The organism is Nostoc sp. ATCC 53789 (assembly GCF_009873495.1).
Lineage (GTDB): Bacteria > Cyanobacteriota > Cyanobacteriia > Cyanobacteriales > Nostocaceae > Nostoc > Nostoc muscorum_A.
This window is the reverse complement of sequence record NZ_CP046703.1, coordinates 3,882,334-3,901,411: the sequence shown is the minus strand read 5'-3', so window position 1 is coordinate 3,901,411 and position 19,078 is coordinate 3,882,334. Positions and strand designations below refer to the sequence as shown.

Sequence of the window (19,078 nt, the reverse complement as noted above, 5' to 3'; positions counted from 1 at the left end):
TCCTGCGGCGGGGGAGACCCCATCGCTTTTAGCGTCTCCCCTTGGGAGAAGACCGCGCTGGCTCCCCTTAATAAGGGGGGAACCGGAAAAACATCTATCAAAGTCCCCCTTTTTAAGGGGGATTTAGGGGGATCAAGATATGTACAACTTCACATTAAATTGGTATTAGATGAAGATATATTCATAGAACTTTAAATCCCCAACTTATCTAATAAGTAGGGGATTTAAATACTTGTAACTGTGCTATTATTATCCAACCAATTATTTCAGTCTATTACCAAAAAAGAGCATATTTGTAACTTGCTCTAACACCTTTAATGCTGTTAATGAACCTCTAATTAGCCTAGTAGCTGCAAGCGGTTGTCTAAGCATTGCCATCGCTAAAGGGAAAGAATTTAGGGAGCCATCAGAGTTAATTGCTGATGTGAGATCGGGGATATCGTGCTGACAATCGTCACTGACTACTCGCAGCATTGCCACGGCTACCCCACCCACATTGAAAAACTCTAAGGCAGTAAATCCTTCCATGTCAACAACATCAGCCGCCAAAGTCTCACCCAAATGAAGTTTTTCGGCAGCAGACCAAATCATGCGATCGCTAGTTAATGACTTGACTAATGATACTTTTTCTGATACACGAGAATGCAATTGTGTTGTGAAAGTGCGATCGCACTCTAGCCGCTTCCCTTGATAAATACAATCTTGATACAGCACAATATCACCAACTGTATAGCGATCGCTCAAGCTGCCACAGATACCCATAATCAGCACCCTGGATTTGGGAACTAAAAATTGTCCTTGGTGCAGATACTTAAGTAAAGGCTTCATCCCAACAGGTATGGCTGCTACCTTTGGGATAGAACCAGTAACGCCGCTTAATCCGCGACAAACAGCTTTATATTCTGCTCCTTGAGGCACCAGAATAGTATTGATGGGCAAAAAATTAGGCACTAGCTCTCTCGACAGTTGCAAGTTTGCGTTTGGGCATTAACTCAAGGGTACGGAGGGCGATGTTGGCAAGTCTGGGTAGTAATTGCGGTTGGAGTAGTCGGGGGTCATACTTGCTCATCCGGCGCTGATTTTCTACTAGACAAATGCTGAGAAATTTTTCTAATGTGAGGTCTTTGGTAAAGATGTCAGCACCTGTGACAGCGAAGCCAGTTTTACTAGGATCATCATTGCCAAAGACGGCAATCAAATTACTGAGAGCCTTGCCGTATTGCCAGAGGGTTTTGGCGCTCCGTAATGGGATGAATCCCTGGCCACGATGAATTTGTGTATAGGTAAACCAGTTGACAAAAAAAACAATATGACGTGTCTCTTCATCTATGATGGGATCAAAGATAGTGAAAATAGACTCTGGAAAAACATTAGCTTCACGGGCGATCGCAAATAACCCGTAGGCAAAGAAAGTATCCAGACACTCTTCAAAGCCAAAACGCGTAAAGACTGGCTCGATATTTTGGGGAACTTGAATTGGTTGACGTTCTGGTATTTCGATGCCGTAACGATCAATTAATTTTTGAAGTAGACGGGCATGGCGTAATTCTTCTTTACCTTGGAGAGCGATCGCACTTTGTAAAATAGGATCGCTCACCGTTGCTGCGTAACCACTGACTATTGCTCCAGCTTGTCGTTCTGTATCCAGAGCTTTCTCCCAAAAGGGAATACTGCGTAAGAAACTCAAGGCTGTATCGTCCAAATCTGGCCAAGGGAGAGACTCAGGTTCGTATTCCCTGTAGCTTTCGGTAAAGCTCCGGCAGAATAATTCCTTATGCTCGACAGAACCAAGTTTCATCTTTGAAGTTTCCTTTTGTATTAAAGATTGGGTCATATCTGAGTGACAATAAGTAATATTGCTGTTTAGTTGTAACCAAAGCTCGCAAACCGAAAGTGATTGCTGTAGCATGACTAAATAATTGTGTCACCCACACGATAATTTTCCAAGATGGTAAAGCTTCGTAACTCAAAATCTGCACGAGAAGTATTCAATATTTCCAAATTAGCGATTCAATTTTCGTGGCTGACGGTGAGTTTTTGGATTGCCGTAACTGTAGCTGGGATTCTGGCTTTCAGTTCTCTTAAGTATGCTTTGTTTCCAGATATTACCTTTCCAGTGGTGGTTGTGAATGCTACAGCCCCCCTGACAACTGCCTTGGATACAGAGGCGAAGCTCACCAAACCTCTCGAAGAACGCCTCCGTTCCCTAGAAGGACTGGAGAATATCCGCTCATCCACCTATCCCAGTCAAACAGCCGTTAGCCTTTCTTTTGCCGTTGGTACGAATTTAGAAACATCAACCAAAAAGGTGGAAACTGCCCTCAAGCAGTTGACTCTACCTCAGGGAGCAACTTCTAAAATTATTCCCCTGAACCTGAACGAGTCAGCCGCCATTAGCTATGCCATTGAGAGTCCCACCCGGAATCTTACAGATTTGACAAAGTTGGCGAAAGACGAGATTGTAAGTGCGATCGCTAAACTACCAGGAGTTCTGAAAGTCTCACTGTTGGGCGGTGCGACTGCAACTCCTCCCCTAAATCCATCGAATCTGAGTGCAGCATCCATCCCCCAAGCAGGCGCAACATTAGTCAGGTTTAACGGCCAAGATGCACTCGCATTTCAGGTAATCAAACGCGGTAACGCTAACACCTTAGAAGTGGTGAGTCGAGTTGAGGAAGAAGTGCAAAGGCTACGTTCTACCCTCAAAGATGTCAAACTCACCTTAGCTGCTACCCAAGCAAAATATATCCGCCAAGCCACCCAATCAACTATCGATGCTTTGCTGGAAGCAGTCTTGTTGTCCATCGTGGTTATATTTCCTTTTTTATGGAATTGGCGAGCCACCCTAATTTCTGCCTTGGCGATTCCTACGTCTTTGTTGGCGACGTTTATCGTCATGGCAATTTTCGGCTTCAACTTAGAAACAATTACGCTGTTAGCTTTAGCTTTGGTGATTGGGAGTATTGTTGATGATGCGATCGTGGATGTAGAAAACATCATGCGACACATTGAGGATGGGGAAACTCCCCGCCAAGCGGCGCTTTTAGCAACCAATGAGATCGGATTAACAGTCACCGCCGCTACGTTGACAGCAGTAGCGGTTTTTCTGCCCATAGGTTTAATGGGTGGCGTAATTGGGCAGTTTTTCAAGCCCTTTGGCATCACTGTTTCAGCAGCCATGCTTGCTTCTATGCTAGTTGCTCGGACTTTATCTCCAGTTCTGGCTATTTACTGGCTAAAACCTAGACCCTCGCTCTCTCCGCGTCGAGAAGCAAGAATTTGGGTCGCATTTGCCCAATCTTACAGAAGCTTGCTGAGTTGGTCTTTGAATCACCGGAAGATAGTTGTTGGATTAGCTGTACTCAGTTTTATTGCAGGTATAGCGCTAATTCCACTAATTCCCAAAGGGTTTATTCCCAAACTCGATCGCGGCGAATTCAATATTGCTTATACTGCTCCTTTACCGAGTATTCCCGATTTTGCTAGAGGAGGGCAAGGGGGACAAGGAGGACAAGGAAGCAATATCCCCAATTCCCAATTCCCAATTCCCAATTCCCAATTCCCAATTCCCAATCCCTTAAACGATTCTCTTCAAGTTGCTAAAAAACTAGAAGATGTAGTCAGAAAATCACCAGCAGTTGAAACGGTATTTACTACTGTTGGTTCTCGTGAGGGTGAGCCGAATAAAGGCACACTATATATAAAGTTAAAGGAAGACCGCACAATCACAACTGGAGAACTACAAGACCAATTCCGCTCCACTTTACCTGTCCTTTCTGGGGTAACTACCAGTGTGGAAGATATTCAGTTTGTTGATTCTGGTGGTCAAAAACCTCTCCAAATAGCTTTGCGCGGTGACAATCTCCAAGCCTTAAGTAAAGCAGTCAAAGCAATTAAAGAGAGAATTCAGAGATTACCGGGATTTGCCGATGTCACAGTTACAGGTGAAACAAATCCTCAAGGTGAGGTATTTCAGATCGAGCGTCTGAATAATCAGCGAGTAGCTTATGTCAGTGCAAATCTTGGCAAAGGTCTATCTTTGGGTGATGCTACTGATAAAGTGGTAGCTGAAGCTAAGGCGGTGTTACCTTCTAATGTTTCGTTAAATTTAGGAGGAGACTCAGCTAGCCAAGGTGAGGTTTTTAGCAGTTTTGGCAGTACTTTGGCTTTATCTGCCTTGTGTATTGTTGTGGTGCTAATTTTGCTGTTCAAAAGCTGGGTAGACCCTCTAGTGATTGGTGTATCTTTGCCTTTATCACTGGTGGGGGCAATGTTGGCACTACTGATCACCAAGAGCGACTTTGGTATGATCTCACTGATAGGTTTCGTATTTTTACTGGGGCTGGCCAATAAAAATGCCATCTTGCTTGTGGATTATATCAACCAGTTACGCAATGCTGGCACAGAACGCACAGAAGCAATCCTCAACACTGGATTAGTGCGCCTCAGACCAATTATAATGACCACTGCCTCCACTATTTTGGGAATGCTACCGATCGCATTGGGTTTTGGTGCAGGTTCGGAATTGCGATCGCCTATGGCTGTAGCGATCGCGGGTGGACTGGTAACTTCAACTATCCTCAGCTTGATTGTCGTGCCGGTAGTCTACACTATTTTAGATGATTGGTTTCCCCGCTTTCAGACGAGAGAGAGAAGTTGATGCAAGTTTTTGTCACGGGGGGTACGGGTTTTATTGGTGCCCACTTGGTACGGTTGTTACTGAAAGAGGGTTACACAGTCAAAGCGCTGGTACGCTCAAGTAGCAATTTGGAGAATCTACGCGGTTTGGAGGTAGAAATTGTCAAAGGCGATTTGAACGATCCAAATCTCTGGCAACAAATGAGAGGTTGTCAATATCTATTTCATGTCGCAGCCCATTATTCTCTGTGGCAAACAGACCGAGATTTACTTCACCATAATAATGTTCTGGGTACGCGCAATGTCTTGGTAGCAGCTAATAAAGCTGGCATTGAACGCACCGTTTATACCAGTTCAGTTGCCGCAATTGGGGTAGGATCATCTGGTCAAGTGGTCGATGAAACACATCAGAGTCCCTTAGAAAAGTTGGTGGGTAACTACAAAAAGTCTAAGTTTCTGGCTGAACAAGAAGCCATGCAAGCTGTTGCTACAGGTCAAGAGGTAGTTATAGTCAATCCCAGCAGCCCTATTGGATCGTTAGATATCAAACCTACCCCGACAGGTGATATAATCTTACGGTTTTTACGGCGGCAAATGCCCTTTTACTTGGATACTGGTCTTAATTTTATCGATGTGCGAGATGTGGCCTGGGGGCATTTACTGGCCTTGCAACGGGGTAAGCCAGGCGATCGCTATATCTTAGGTCATCAAAATCTAAGTCTCAAAGAACTACTCGAACAACTTGCCGAGATCACAGGTTTGATAGCACCTCAACGCACAGTACCCGCTTGGTTGCCCTTTACTGCTGCCTGGGTTGATGAAAATATTCTCGCACCCTTGGGAAAATCGCCCTCAGTGCCATTGGATGGCGTTCGGATGGCAAAACAACCAATGTATTACAATGCTGCAAAGGCTGTACGAGAATTGGGTCTACCTCAATCTTCGCTAAAAGCAGCACTCAAAGATGCTGTGGATTGGTTTGTTGCTCAAGGCTATGTCAACCCCTCTGGGGAATTCAAAATTAAAAATTGAAAATTCAAAATTAAAGACCCCACAGATAAATCTTGGGGTTGGAAACGTGGTGTTTTGATCAACAGAGGAGTAATAGAATGGCAGTTAATCTACAACAAGCTATGGATATCGGGAAGTATCTGGTTACTCAGCGTTTGAAAGGACGTAAACGCTTCCCCTTGGTATTGATGTTGGAACCTCTTTTTCGTTGTAATCTAGCCTGTACTGGTTGTGGTAAAATCCAACATCCCAAGGAAATATTAAAGCAAAATCTCACCCCAGAACAGTGCTTTACCGCAGTGGAAGAGTGCGGCGCACCAGTTGTCTCAATTCCTGGCGGAGAACCTCTGCTACACCCCCAGATTGATGAAATTGTTCAAGGATTAATTGAGCGCAAGAAATATATTTACTTGTGTACCAATGGTTTGTTGTTAGAAAAGAGCCTGGATAAGTTTCAACCTTCACCTTACCTGACTTTTAGCGTGCATTTAGATGGAATGCGCGAGTTACACGATCATTGTGTAGACCGCCAAGGTGTTTTTGATATTGCTGTCAAAGCCATCCGCGCCGCTAAAGCTAAAGGTTTTCGTGTCACCACTAACACAACTATCTTTGAGGGTACTAAACCCCAAGATATGCAAGAGTTCTTCGACTTTCTGGAAACCCTAAATACTGACGGGATGATGATTTCTCCTGGCTACAGTTACGAGTGGGCACCAGATCAAGATCATTTTCTCCACCGCGAACAAACCCGCACCCTCTTCCGGCAAATTTTGGCTCCCTACAAAGCGGGTGAAAAAAACTGGAACTTCAATCACAATCCACTGTTCTTAGATTTTCTTACTGGTGAGAAGGACTACGAATGCACGCCTTGGGGTAGCCCTAGTTATAGTGTTCTCGGTTGGCAAAAACCTTGTTATCTGCTGAACGAAGGTTATTACTCTACCTTCAAGGAACTACTGGCACAAACTGACTGGAGTCAATACGGCCAAAAGAGTGGTAATCCCAAGTGTGCCGATTGTATGGTTCACTGCGGCTACGAACCCACCGCCGCAATGGATGCAATGCAACCGCAAAATATGGCGCGTGCCCTAGGCAGTGTGTTTGGGAGGAATTAATAATCAGGGGAAAAGGGGAAAAGGAACCCCATATTTGAAAACCTTGTTTTTATCCCTATCTTTTTAATCTCTCGCTTCGTTATCAACCCGCTTTGGAATTTATTCCAAGGCTAATAGCTCAATTCCTTTTAATGACGTAGATGCTGAGATAGGACTTACACAAACAATACAAAACCCTGATTTTCTGGTAGGGGCAATTCATGAATTCCCCTACTGCATTTACTATTGCAGAAGTCCTACCAGAGTTTGTGTGTTAGGGCAAGATGTAGACCAGTGCAATACTTTAACTGTTACAGAATGGTGATTAAACCTCGTCTACCTTGAGAACCGTAGTTTTGTAGGTTGGGTGCAGTGATCGCATAACCCAACATAAATAAGTGGTAATGTTGGGTTGCGTTTCACTCCACCCAACCTACATCAATATATCTTTTAAAAAACTCTAGGTTTCAACATAGATTAGGTTTAATAACAAATATTTAAAAACAGCCCAGCGCTGGATTTTATAAATTTTTTCAATCACTATCCCTTTATTTACCTGGCTTTACTTGGAACACCAGTAAAGGCGAAAAACTGTTGTTCTTTGGGTGCAGCTAAACTTTCACCAAGGTAACGATGAATACCTACTCCCATGTCTCCGGTTGCGGTGAGTTTGAAGTTCACTTCTTCAAATCCATATTCACGGAAAAATTTACGCACAGTCTCAGAGTGGGGAATACCGTTAGAGTGTCCACGAGTCCAAATTACAAAAGCACCTTGTTTGCTCAGAAAACTCAGGTTCGCTAGCAAGCGATTTAGTTCAGCTTCATCTGCAAGATTGCCAAATACACCACAGACAATCACAATGTCTGCTGGCACTGCTCCTACATAGTTAGACGAAAGTGTTGCATCTCCATTGATAAACTCAATTTGTTTTGTCAAACCCAAGGATTCTATTGTTTGTTGTCCACGTTCAACTAGGTGTGGATTTAGCTCTACGAGTCGGGCATAAACATCTTTTGCTCGTGGGTGATTTGATAGCGTTCCTAGCAAATCTCGTCCATCGCCCGCGCAAACACTAACTACACGGATTAACCCTGGTTCGGACAAATTCAAGCTATAGGAAATGTATTCCTGCACAATTTGCAAGCGTTGTTGCAATTTTGGTTCGTTCTTGTAGAGGTCGTGCCATTCAAACCAGTCTTTTACCATAGGAGGTGATTTCCGTTACCATTAACCACAAGTTTGCAAAATGACAAACATAACTATGTAATTTGAAGCTACGATAATTCTATCGTAAAACCGTAGTTTAGATTTGACTAAGAATATCATGAGAATTTATTCAAAATCAAGTCTTTTTTCTTTAAAAGTTGAGAGCAGAAACGCGAACAAATTGCACTTATTACCTTAATCGATACAATGCAGCCGCAAATATGCTGTGTACCCTTTGCAGAAGATATCAGGTAGCAAATACTACAAAACTTCAAGGTACGATACCTGTGGCAGGCTATACTTACGCATTCTTTAAGGGATTTCCCTGAAAGAAATTTCCAGTATTTATTGGAGCGCCGAGAAGTTAACCTGTATGTAAAGTTATGTAAACGAAATTAACAAACATAACAATAATTTGTAATAAATAATGACGCGGCAGCATTGTATAAAGAGAACTTGGAAGTAAAAAACAACATCTTAATCAGGTTTTCCAGTCGTTCATAGAAGTTTGAAGTTTTTTAACAAAAGTTTTAATCTGAAAGCCTGGAGATCGTAAACTTATTTCGTGGATGTCTGTTTTAAACCTTTCGTAACTCGTCAGGCAGTGCTGACATCAAAAAAAGCTGAACCATTCAGTTTTGAGTCCAATTATTCTTAACCAAGCAAAGTAGGAGATTTAACGCAATGGTTTTAGATGCATTTGCAAAAGTAGTTTCCCAAGCTGATACACGTGGGGAATACCTCTCCGATGCACAATTGGATGCATTGAGTGAACTAGTCAAAGATGGTAACAAGCGTGCAGATGCTGTTAACCGTATTACCAGCAATGCTTCCGCTCTTGTTGCTGCTGCGGCTCGTGATTTGTGGGCAGAACAACCCCAATTGATCACTCCCGGTGGTAATGCTTACACCAGCCGTCGCGCTGCTGCTTGCATCAGAGACTTGGACATCATTCTTCGCTACATCACATACGCAATCTTTGCTGGCGATTCCAGCGTGTTAGATGATCGTGCCCTCAACGGCTTGCGTGAAACCTACTTGGCATTGGGAACCCCAGGAGCTTCAGTTGCTGTTGGTATTCAAAAGCTAAAAGCTGCTTCCCTAGCAATTGTCAACGATACAAACAACATCACCAGAGGCGATTGCAGCGCTTTATCAGCTGAAATTGCTAGCTATTTTGATCGTGCTGCTTCAGCAGTAGCTTAAGGCAAATATTGCTGCTATTGACTGAGATAGTTGTCCATTAGGACAAAACAAAATTTCAACCAAATTTTTGTAAAAGGGAAATACCAAAAATGACAAAAACACCTCTAACTGAAGCAATTGCATCGGCTGACTCTCAAGGTCGTTACCTCAGCAGCACCGAAATTCAAGTTGCTTTTGGTCGCTTCCGTCAAGCTCCAGCTAGCTTACAAGCAGCAAAAGCATTGAGCGCTAATGCTCAACGCTTGACCGAAGGTGCTGCTCAAGCAGTATATAACAAGTTCCCTTACACCACTCAACAACAAGGCCCTAACTTCGCGTCTGATGCACGCGGTAAAGGCAAGTGTGTTCGTGATGTTGGCTACTACTTGCGGATTATCACATACGCTTTAGTTGTTGGTGGTACAGGCCCCTTGGACGATTTCTTGATTTCCGGCTTGGCTGAAATCAACCGGACTTTTGACCTATCTCCTAGCTGGTACATTGAAGCTCTCAAGTACATCAAAGCTAACCACGGTCTAAGCGGCGACCCAGCTGTTGAAGCAAATTCCTACATCGACTATGTAATCAATACTCTAAGCTAGAGTGTTTCTTTAGCCCGGAGAGGAAATCAGCTCTTATGACAAGTGAGTTCTATGAGTTGCTTACCTCTCCGGGCAGTTTTATTTTCAAAAGACTGTTAAAAAACTAGAAAAAAATTTTCTAAAAAGTTTTCAGTTTTGCAGTTAAAACTGAGGAGGTTTAAAGATGGCAGCTTTGGGACAAGCAGCAAGACTAGGGATTGGAGCATTTGAAAACTCAGCACCTGTAGAACTACGCCCCGATAGAACTGAAGCAGATGTGGCAGTGGTTATCCGGGCAGCTTACCGTCAGGTTTTGGGTAATGCATACCTCCTAGAAGGAGAGCGTCTGGAGAGTGCAGAATCACTTTTGCAGCAAGGTTTAATCTCGGTTCGGGGATTTGTGCAAGCTATTGCTCAATCGGAACTCTATCGGGACAAGTTTTTTTACTCCAACTCGCAAACTCGGTTTATCGAGTTAAATTATAAGCATTTATTGGGGCGTGCCCCAGAAGATGAGTCAGAGATTTCGTACCATGTTGAGCTTTACAACTCACAAGGTTACGAAGCTGAAATTAATTCTTACATTGACTCATTAGAATATCAAGAAAGTTTTGGCGAAAATGTTGTGCCCTACTATCGAGGCTTTAAAAGTCAAGTAGGACAGAAAAACGTTGGATATAGCCGATTGTTCCAACTGTATCGTGGTTATGCAAATAGCGATCGCGCCCAAGGACAAAAACAAGGACGGCTAACCTGGGAAGTCGCTAAGAATCTAGCTTCACCCATTTATCCAGTCTCTGCTGGAGCCTTAACCGGCCTCTCTACAGGTGGTCGTGGGGAAACATATCGCATCAGAGTGCTACAAGCAGCTTCCCCCAACTCAACTGTAGTGCGCCGTGGTACTGCGGAATTGATCGTACCCTACGAGCAACTGTCTAGTAAATTGCAGCAGTTGAATCGTAAGGGCAGTAAAGTTATTAGCATTACTGCCGTATAAATAGGGAATCGGGAATTAACTGAGGAGTTAGGAGTGAGGAGTTAGAAGTGAGGAGTGAGGAGTTAGAAGTTATGAGTTTTAAATTCCTAACTATACCCCTACCCTTAACTCCTAACTCTTAACTCCTAACTCCTAATTTTTCCAACTACTAATTACAAAAGGAAAATTACCAATGGCTATTACAACAGCAGCGTCCCGTCTAGGAACGGAACCTTTTAGCGACCAATCTCCTGTAGAACTGCGTCCCAATGCAACTAAAGAAGATATAGAGAGAGTAATCGCTGCCGTCTATCGTCAGGTGTTGGGTAACAACTATATATTGACATCTGACCGCCTTACAAGTGCTGAATCTATCCTGCGCGATGGAAAAAATACAGTACAAGAGTTTGTGCGTCAAGTCGCTAAATCAGAACTGTACAAATCCAAGTTTTTCTACGACAATTTCCAAACTCGCGTTATCGAACTGAACTATAAACATTTGTTAGGTCGTGCCCCTTATGATGAGTCTGAAGTGGTTTATCACTTGGACTTGTACCAAAACAAGGGATATGAAGCCGACATCGATTCTTATATTGATTCGCCAGAGTATCAATCTAGCTTTGGTGAAAATATAGTGCCTTACTATCGCGGCTTTAACACCCAAACAGGACAGAAAACTGTAGGATTCAGCCGGATATTCCAACTTTATCGCGGCTATGCCAGTAGCGATACTTCCCAACTCAAAGGCAAATCCTCTCGCCTTGCTGCTGAACTAGGTCGCAATAGTGCATCTGTTGTTGTTCCTCCATCTGGTGCTTCTTCAGGTTTTTCATACGTTGCTTCCGAAAAAGGCGTTACCCCCAACAGTACTTTTGGTGGTGCGGGAACATTTGGTAAAGAAGGCAGACTCTACCGGATTGAAGTGGCAGGTGTTTTTGGTGCCGGTTATCCTAGCACACGCCGTGTCAATCAAGCGGTAGTAATACCTTATGAAGAACTATCTAGTTACTTCCAGAGAGTGGTAAAACAAGGTGGTAAAATAGCTAGTGTGAAACCACTTTAGTGTCATTTGTCAATAGTCATTAGTCATTGATTAATGACTATTGAAAACTTAAAATTTGAAATTTGGAAGTGATTTATGCTTGGACAAATTAGTAGTAGAAATAGTAATCGCTCCTTCCGATATGAAGTAGTAGGTTTGCGCCAAAGCGAAGAAACCCAAAAAAACAACTATCCGATTCGTTCTAGTGCCAGTGTATTTTTCACAGTGCCTGAAAACCGGATGAATCAAGAAATGCAGCGAATTACTCGCTTAGGTGGCAAAATAGTTAGTATTCAGCCATTAAACGCTGAAACGACAAATAGCGAACAAAGCGATCATCCTTCTTCCTAATGAATTCCAGTCCACAGAAATTTGAAGATTTATCCGCGACAGGTGATAATGCCGATGGTGGATCTTTAACAGTAGAACAAGCGATCGCTAATCTAGAAAGTGAAGATTTAGGTTTGCGGTTTTATGCTGCCTGGTGGTTGGGTAGGTTTCGTATAGGTGAACCAGCTGCGGTTACAAGACTGATCAAAGCTTTAGAGGATGAAGCCGACAGAACACCAGAAGGCGGATATCCTCTAAGACGGAACGCAGCTAGAGCCTTGGGAAAACTAGGCGATCGCCAAGCAGTATCACCTTTAATTGCGTGTTTAGACTGCTCAGATTTTTATGTGCGGGAAGCAGCAGCACAATCTTTAGAAATGCTACGCGATCCGGTTTGTATTCCCGCCCTGATCAAGCTATTAGCAGCAGGTTTACATGGAGAACAGCTTGTCTCGCAGCAACCTGATTTATCTCAACCCTATGAAGCCATCTTAGAAGCCTTGGGAACCTTGAGGGCGACTGAATTCACCTCTTTGGTAAAGCCATTTTTAGAGCATCCAATTGAATTGGTGCAATATGCCGCAGCGCGAGCTATGTATCAATTAACCGAAGAACCAGCTTATGGAGAACGGTTGGTAAAGGCTTTGACAGGTGAGAGATTGCAATTGCGCCGAGCAGTGTTAGCAGATTTGGGAGCTATTGGATATCTACCCGCAGCAGATGCGATCGCACAGACTCTTGCTGAAAATAGCCTGAAACTCATTTCTCTCAAAGGATTACTAGAACATCAAGTCAATCACACAACACCAACCACTTTGTCAGAAGATGCGATTAAAGTGATTAATTTGATGGACTCGCTATTGTAGTCATAAATTGTAGAGAGTAAGTTGTTATTAATACGTTACACAAAAATGTTTATCTGTGATAAACCCCCAACCCAACTGCAAAATCAGGGTTAGGGGGTTTATGTATGATGTCAAATACGGATAACTTAAGCTACAATTGGCTGACGGCTAATTACTCATGAAAAATTGTTATGAATAACAGCGATCTTGCCCAAATATTGATCCGTGCTGTACAAGAAGCAGATTCGTCAGAGCGCTTAGTAGATGCAGTTCAAGAGTTAGCAGCAGCCGGTATAGAGGAATCTGTTCCTACTCTAATTGCAGCTTTGGGCTACAACAATCCAGGGGCGGCGGTGGCGGCGGTAGATGGATTGATTGCGATCGGAGAAGCCGCAGTATCGCCACTATTGGAACTAATTGATGACTATAACTATGGTGCTAGAGCCTGGGCACTTCGTGCCTTAGCGGGAATTGGCGATGTTCGGGCACTAGATACCTTGTTGGAGGCAGCAAAAACCGATTTTTCTTTAAGTGTGAGGCGAGCAGCTGCTAGAGGATTAGGTACTTTGCGCTGGCATCAAGTACCGCCGGAGAAAGTAGAATCTGTTCATACTGAGGTATTAGAGGCGCTATTATTAATTTCTCAAGATCCAGAATGGGTAGTCCGTTATGCAGCAGTGACGAGTTTAGAAACATTAGCCATTGCAATAGCAGTTACTTTACCCGATCAAGCGTCGCGGATTACAAATCAACTTCAGCAAATGCTCGATACCGATGCCGATCTTGGAGTTCGCACCCGTGCCAAGTTTGCAGAGCAAAAAATTCAGCAGCAACAACATCAAGAAGTATTTGCCCCGAAAAGAAAGTTACAAGACACTGAAGTTGAAGTGCCTCATCGTGGCGGCGGCAGACGTTAAACAATTCAAAATTTCTAGCAGCCGGAAAATTCGACTTGGTGGTTATAAACCTCGTGTAGACGAGGTTTTACCCGTTTATACGGGCTAAAAATAAAGGGTTTAACTCTTTGCTAATTTTTTCTTAGCTCAAGTAGCTGGTCTTTTTTTTGTAGCCACGTTCGCCCTTGTTTTACCGGAGGCATCATTCCATTCACTGCGACCGTGCTGTAAAATTAATCAGACAATAAAGACTGAATTTCTGCCTGGATATTGCCACGGGCAGAGGGTTCGGCGAACTCTAACATTAAAGGCGTAAAATAGATATGCGATCGCTGTAAAAATCGTTCTAAAACTTTCTGACGACCTGTGATATAGTCCTTCTCTGGAAGCCAGCCATATTCCTGGCGAATAGCATGGGCATATTCTTCATATTCCACTGAGTGAGCCGCTAAAATCGCTAAATCTGCATCAATTAGAACTTGGCTATCACAGTCATTCACCGCAGCTTCGTGGTCTTTAGTATTCAAAATAAGACGCGTAACAGTAGTTATAGTACTTTCTGGAATATCTAAAGTATTCAGCAACTCAAAAGCATAGTCTGCGCTTCGTTCTTCATTATCTTTAGCTTCAGTGTCATATACTACATCGTGAAACCAGGCAGCTAGTTGAACAGCAGCTAGATTATTGGTGTAGCCTTGTAATATCTGAATTGTGCTGAGAACGCGATCGATGTGTTTTAGTGTATGGTAATAGCGACTAGGGGTAGAGTAAGCTGCAACCAACGAATTAAAGGCTTTTTCAGCCGCTACCTGGTCAACACCAAAAGATTGGAGTGTATGTTGCCAGTTAGAAAATAAAATATCCATAAAGTTTTCTGTAGGCATAGAGTGAGTATACCCATTCTTAGTATTGGAAAAAACAAGTACATCCTGTTCAAACCACAGTGGGAAGATGCAATAAGAGAAAAAGCTGGAAAATCCTTCCCTTCTGCCCAATTATCGATGTTATTCAAAATTCTGCTTGTTAAAAGCCACTACTTAGAATTCTCTTGCTGTCAGACTTAAATTGCAACTTGGCAAACCATTAGATATGGTGACAGCTAAATGAAAGCGTCAAAATAGAAGACACAGGCTTTGTACAAAAAGCCTTGCCTTGATTAACGGAGTTTATTATCAGTGGTATTACAAGTACAAACAAGCACCTACGAAGCTAAAACCCAAGAAATTGCTAAACAACTTCTAGCCGCAACGCAGGAAAATCGTTCGTTTTTTTCTTCCCTGCGGGATCAAATGCGCTGGGATGATAAATTATTAGCTTGGGCGATGAGTAATCCTGGATTACGGGTGCAACTATTTCGCTTTATAGACACGCTACCTGCTTTACACAGTAAATCAGAAATTGCTTCACATTTACAAGAATATTTAGGAGATGAATCTGTAGAATTACCGGCAGCTTTGAAGGGAATGCTAAATTTTGCTAACCCTGACTCGATGCCAGGACAAGTTGCTGCGACAACCGTTGGTACAGCCGTTGAGACTCTTGCCCATAAATATATTTCTGGGGAAAATATTAAACAAGTCATCAAAACAGTTGAACGACTGCGAAAAGAAAAAATGGCTTTCACCATTGATTTACTTGGTGAAGCGGTGATTACCGAAGCCGAAGCGCAGTCTTATCTAGAACGCTATCTAGAATTAATGCAACAATTGGTAGAAGCATCAAAGAATTGGGCAGCTATCCCGGCTATTGATGAGGCTGATGGTGAACCGATACCCAAAGTTCAGGTTTCTGTTAAATTAACGGCGTTTTATTCTCAATTTGACCCTTTAGATGCTAAGGGTAGTGAGGAGCGAGTTAGCGATCGCATTCGGATTCTCTTACGTCGTGCTAAAGAGTTGGGCGCAGCTGTCCATTTTGATATGGAACAGTATGCTTATAAAGACATAACTCTCAGCATCTTGAAAAAACTCTTACTAGAAGAAGAATTTCGGCAACGCACAGATATTGGTATGACAATTCAAGCATATCTGCGTGATAGCGAGCAAGATGCCAAAAACGTAATTTCTTGGTTAAAAGAACGCGGTTATCCCCTGACAATCCGTTTGGTGAAAGGCGCATATTGGGATCAAGAAACTATCAAAGCATCCCAAAAGCATTGGAAACAGCCAGTTTACAACGATAAGGCGGCAACTGATGCTAACTTTGAAACCATCACTCAGTTATTGCTAGAAAATCATCAATATGTGTATTCTGCCATTGGTAGCCATAATGTGCGATCGCACTCTCGCGCCATTGCCATCGCTGAAAGTTTAAATGTCCCCCGTCGTCGCTTTGAATTACAAGTCCTCTACGGCATGGGTGATAAAGTTGCCAAGGCATTGGTTGACAGGGGTTATCGAGTTAGAGTTTACTGTCCCTACGGTGAATTATTGCCGGGGATGGCGTATTTAATTCGCCGATTGTTAGAAAATACAGCTAATAGTTCATTTTTACGCCAAAATCTCGAAAATAGACCAATTGAAGAGTTATTAGCGCCGCCAATTGTCAAAGAAGAAAAATCTTTAACTCCTAACTCTCATTTCCTCGGTGCAGCTGATACCGATTATGCGGTGGAAGAGATCAGAACGAAAGCGGCGCAAGCTTTCCAAAGCGTTCGTCAACAATTGGGTAAAACTTATTTGCCGTTGATTAATGGGGAATATGTTAATACGCCGGAATTTGTTGATTCTCTCAACCCTTCTAATTTCAGTGAAGTAGTTGGTAAAGTAGGCTTAATCAGCGTTGAACAGGCTGAACAAGCTATGCAAGCAGCCAAAGCAGCATTTCCTGGGTGGAGAAAAACACCTGCGAAACAACGCGCTGATATTTTGCGGAAAGCGGGTGATTTGATGGAACTCCGCCGCGCCGAACTTTCAGCTTGGATAGTTTTGGAAGTTGGAAAACCAGTTAAGGAAGCTGATGGAGAGGTTTCGGAAGCGATAGACTTTTGTCGGTACTACGCTGATGAGATAGAACGGCTAGACAAAGGTGTTAATTATGACCTTGCTGGGGAAACTAACCGTTATATCTACCATCCACGGGGGATTGTTGTAGTAATTTCTCCCTGGAATTTTCCCCTAGCGATCGCATGTGGAATGACTGTTGCAGCCTTGGTTTCAGGGAATTGTACTCTTCTTAAACCTGCGGAAACATCTTCTGTAATTACCGCAAAACTCACCGAAATTTTAATAGAGGCTGGTTTTCCCAAAGGTGTCTTTCAATACGTACCAGGGAAAGGTTCGCAAGTCGGTGCTTACTTGGTAAATCATCCTGATACTCATGTAATTGCTTTTACGGGTTCTCAAGAAGTTGGCTGTCGAATTTACGCAGAAGCCGCAATATTAAAACCTGGGCAAAAGCACATGAAACGGGTGATTGCGGAAATGGGTGGCAAAAATGCCATCATTGTTGATGAAAGTGCTGATTTAGACCAAGCAGTTGTAGGAGTAGTGCAATCGGCATTTGGTTACAGTGGACAAAAATGTTCTGCGGCTTCCAGGGTGATTGTGCTGGAACCGATTTATGAAGCCTTTGTGCAACGATTGGTAGAAGCCACAAAATCCTTGAACATTGGGGAAGCAGATTTACCTAGTACCCAAGTTGGGCCTGTGATTGATGCTAATGCCCGCGATCGCATCCGCGAGTATATTGAGAAGGGTAAGGCAGAAGCACAATTAGCCTTAGAATTACCAGCACCCGAACAAGGATATTTTATCGGCCCTGTGATTTTTAGTGAAGTATCGCCAAATGCGGTAATTTCTCAGCAGGAAATTTTTGGCCCTGTGCTGGCGGTAATTCGGGTAAAAGATTTCCAGGAAGCGTTAGCAGTCGCCAACGGGACAAACTACGCCTTAACTGGCGGACTTTATTCTCGAACACCTTCGCACATTCAGCAGGCGCAGACAGAATTTGAAGTTGGGAATTTGTACATTAACCGCAATATTACCGGAGCGATCGTTGGGCGGCAACCCTTTGGTGGATTCAAACTTTCTGGAGTCGGTTCTAAAGCAGGCGGTCCTGATTACCTACTGCAATTCCTAGAACCACGCGCGGTAACAGAAAATATTCAGCGCCAAGGTTTTGCACCAATTGAAGGTGCAGATTAAACTACAAAAGTAGTAAGGGCATATATTCCAATAGGTTTGGGTTAAAGCTTAATCTTCCCTAACTATCCTAGAACTTACGCAAACAGAAAGATTTCCAGGTAGAGGCAATTCATGAATTGCCCCTACAATATGTAGTTTTGCGTAAGTCCTACATCCTTAAAAAGGTATCCCAGCACATCCCAAATTTAGGTTACTTTCCATCTGGAAAGGTAAAATCAGGGGTTGAAGCTATGAGTACACGATTTATCTGTTTTAGCATGAACAAAAAATGGGCGGTCAAGCGAATCACTATAAACCTGGCATCAAATGAAGCCAAGAACCTCGAAAAATATTGTGAACAGACAGGCAGACCAGCGACGGATGTGATTAGAGAACTCATTCGAGCCTTGCCACAGACGAAATAAAAGTAGATTTGCGAACCATTTCACTTTGGTTGATTCTCAAGATATAAATATTAGAATTTGGGTAATTTTTGGAGAGGCAGGTAAAAACTGAGTAAAGGCGTGCTACGCTCGCCGTAAACGATCGCAGCACGCCGAAAACAAGATGACGTGATTACTATATTTAGTTACAAAATGAGGGCTGAGAAACTGTTTATACGGTTCGGCGACTATTTTAGTCTGTTGTCACTTCCATCAAAGAATAATTTTTAATCCTTGTTTTTTAGTATTTTCGCAACAAACAACAGTAAAGAAAGTAGCAAATATCCAGTTGGAAGTATTTAATTTTATGATTACCGCTCTTGAATTACTCTTGTCAGAGTAAACTGAAAACCTTTGTCCAAATCTACAACACCTTCTACTATAGTCATGATTTTTCTGGACTGGGACTTGACAGCTCAAGGTAAGGCTTTAATCAGTTCACGAATCACGTCTATTGCTGGTTTGCCTGTTTGTTCACAATACTTTTCAAGGTTCTGAGCTTCATCTAATGTCAAGTTTAAGGTAATTCGCTTAAGCGCCTTTTTCTTGCTGGAGGTTGCCAAATGGGGAAATTTAAGTGCAGCAGTTTTATTCATTGATTGATAGGCTAGATATATACAAACTTTCCTTATCAAGCTTGCCAATTTTGAAATGTCTTTACCAGTGAAAATCAAGATTTTGAGATTGAACTTAAGCGTTAA

General features: G+C 42.9%; 17 protein-coding genes. 12 read left to right on the top strand and 5 right to left on the bottom strand.

Going from position 1 to position 19,078, the window contains the following annotated elements; genetic code table 11:
* Window positions 1–261: 261 nt before the first annotated feature.
* A complete protein-coding gene (locus GJB62_RS16050) occupies window positions 262–951 on the bottom strand; it encodes a phosphorylase (RefSeq protein ID WP_114083056.1) in 690 nt (229 codons plus the stop codon).
* Window positions 944–1,798 (bottom strand): ferritin-like domain-containing protein, encoded by an 855-nt coding sequence (locus GJB62_RS16045; RefSeq protein WP_114083057.1) that lies wholly within the window; start codon window positions 1,796–1,798, stop codon window positions 944–946. The genes GJB62_RS16050 and GJB62_RS16045 overlap by 8 nt, the downstream gene beginning before the upstream one ends.
* Before the next feature lie 150 nt (window positions 1,799–1,948).
* Here GJB62_RS16045 and GJB62_RS16040 point away from each other — a divergent pair, with 150 nt between their 5' ends.
* From GJB62_RS16040 to hpnH, 3 genes are all read left to right on the top strand, one after another.
* Window positions 1,949–4,660, top strand: a complete 2,712-nt coding sequence (locus GJB62_RS16040; RefSeq protein WP_114083058.1) for an efflux RND transporter permease subunit — start codon at window positions 1,949–1,951, stop codon at window positions 4,658–4,660.
* Window positions 4,660–5,670: a hopanoid-associated sugar epimerase gene (gene hpnA / locus GJB62_RS16035; protein ID WP_114083059.1), complete on the top strand. Its 1,011-nt coding sequence runs from the start codon at window positions 4,660–4,662 to the stop codon at window positions 5,668–5,670. Before GJB62_RS16040 ends, hpnA begins: the two co-directional genes overlap by 1 nt.
* A gap of 77 nt (window positions 5,671–5,747) precedes the next feature.
* Window positions 5,748–6,767 (top strand): adenosyl-hopene transferase HpnH, encoded by a 1,020-nt coding sequence (hpnH, locus tag GJB62_RS16030; protein ID WP_114083060.1) that lies wholly within the window; start codon window positions 5,748–5,750, stop codon window positions 6,765–6,767.
* Between the two features lie 531 nt (window positions 6,768–7,298).
* Here the strand turns inward: hpnH and GJB62_RS16025 are convergent.
* Window positions 7,299–7,955, bottom strand: a complete 657-nt coding sequence (locus GJB62_RS16025) for a class I SAM-dependent methyltransferase family protein (RefSeq protein ID WP_114083061.1) — start codon at window positions 7,953–7,955, stop codon at window positions 7,299–7,301.
* Between the two features lie 684 nt (window positions 7,956–8,639).
* On the opposite strand from GJB62_RS16025, the gene GJB62_RS16020 reads away from it, so the two are divergent.
* The 7 genes from GJB62_RS16020 to GJB62_RS15990 all read left to right on the top strand — a co-directional run bounded on the left by GJB62_RS16020 (window position 8,640) and on the right by GJB62_RS15990 (window position 13,831).
* Window positions 8,640–9,161, top strand: coding sequence for a phycocyanin subunit beta (locus GJB62_RS16020; RefSeq protein WP_012411561.1), 522 nt, complete (start codon window positions 8,640–8,642; stop codon window positions 9,159–9,161).
* A gap of 89 nt (window positions 9,162–9,250) precedes the next feature.
* Window positions 9,251–9,742 (top strand): phycocyanin subunit alpha, encoded by a 492-nt coding sequence (cpcA, locus tag GJB62_RS16015; protein WP_012411562.1) that lies wholly within the window; start codon window positions 9,251–9,253, stop codon window positions 9,740–9,742.
* Window positions 9,743–9,905: 163 nt separating this feature from the next.
* Window positions 9,906–10,718 (top strand): phycobilisome linker polypeptide, encoded by an 813-nt coding sequence (locus GJB62_RS16010; RefSeq protein WP_114083062.1) that lies wholly within the window; start codon window positions 9,906–9,908, stop codon window positions 10,716–10,718.
* A gap of 172 nt (window positions 10,719–10,890) precedes the next feature.
* Complete coding sequence (locus tag GJB62_RS16005) at window positions 10,891–11,760, top strand: phycobilisome linker polypeptide (RefSeq protein WP_114083063.1); 870 nt, start codon at window positions 10,891–10,893, stop codon at window positions 11,758–11,760.
* Between the two features lie 75 nt (window positions 11,761–11,835).
* Window positions 11,836–12,090, top strand: a complete 255-nt coding sequence (locus GJB62_RS16000; protein WP_114083064.1) for a phycobilisome linker polypeptide — start codon at window positions 11,836–11,838, stop codon at window positions 12,088–12,090.
* Entirely contained in the window at window positions 12,090–12,935 is an 846-nt protein-coding gene (locus GJB62_RS15995; protein ID WP_114083065.1) for a HEAT repeat domain-containing protein, read from the top strand. Before GJB62_RS16000 ends, GJB62_RS15995 begins: the two co-directional genes overlap by 1 nt.
* A gap of 170 nt (window positions 12,936–13,105) precedes the next feature.
* Window positions 13,106–13,831, top strand: a complete 726-nt coding sequence (locus GJB62_RS15990) for a HEAT repeat domain-containing protein (protein ID WP_114083066.1) — start codon at window positions 13,106–13,108, stop codon at window positions 13,829–13,831.
* Window positions 13,832–14,043: 212 nt separating this feature from the next.
* Here GJB62_RS15990 and GJB62_RS15985 read toward each other — a convergent pair whose 3' ends face one another.
* Window positions 14,044–14,694, bottom strand: coding sequence for a hypothetical protein (locus GJB62_RS15985; protein WP_114083067.1), 651 nt, complete (start codon window positions 14,692–14,694; stop codon window positions 14,044–14,046).
* Window positions 14,695–14,985: 291 nt separating this feature from the next.
* Here GJB62_RS15985 and pruA point away from each other — a divergent pair, with 291 nt between their 5' ends.
* Both pruA and GJB62_RS37490 read left to right on the top strand, forming a co-directional pair.
* The gene (gene pruA, locus GJB62_RS15980) at window positions 14,986–17,955 is read left to right on the top strand and encodes an L-glutamate gamma-semialdehyde dehydrogenase (RefSeq protein WP_114083068.1); all 2,970 of its coding nucleotides are present in this window, start codon (window positions 14,986–14,988) and stop codon (window positions 17,953–17,955) included.
* Between the two features lie 257 nt (window positions 17,956–18,212).
* On the top strand, window positions 18,213–18,359 hold the full coding sequence (locus GJB62_RS37490; protein ID WP_114083081.1) for a ribbon-helix-helix protein, CopG family: 147 nt from the start codon (window positions 18,213–18,215) through the stop codon (window positions 18,357–18,359).
* A gap of 434 nt (window positions 18,360–18,793) precedes the next feature.
* On the opposite strand, the gene GJB62_RS15970 is transcribed toward GJB62_RS37490, so the two are convergent.
* On the bottom strand, window positions 18,794–18,973 hold the full coding sequence (locus tag GJB62_RS15970; protein ID WP_114083069.1) for a CopG family transcriptional regulator: 180 nt from the start codon (window positions 18,971–18,973) through the stop codon (window positions 18,794–18,796).
* Window positions 18,974–19,078 lie beyond the last annotated feature (105 nt).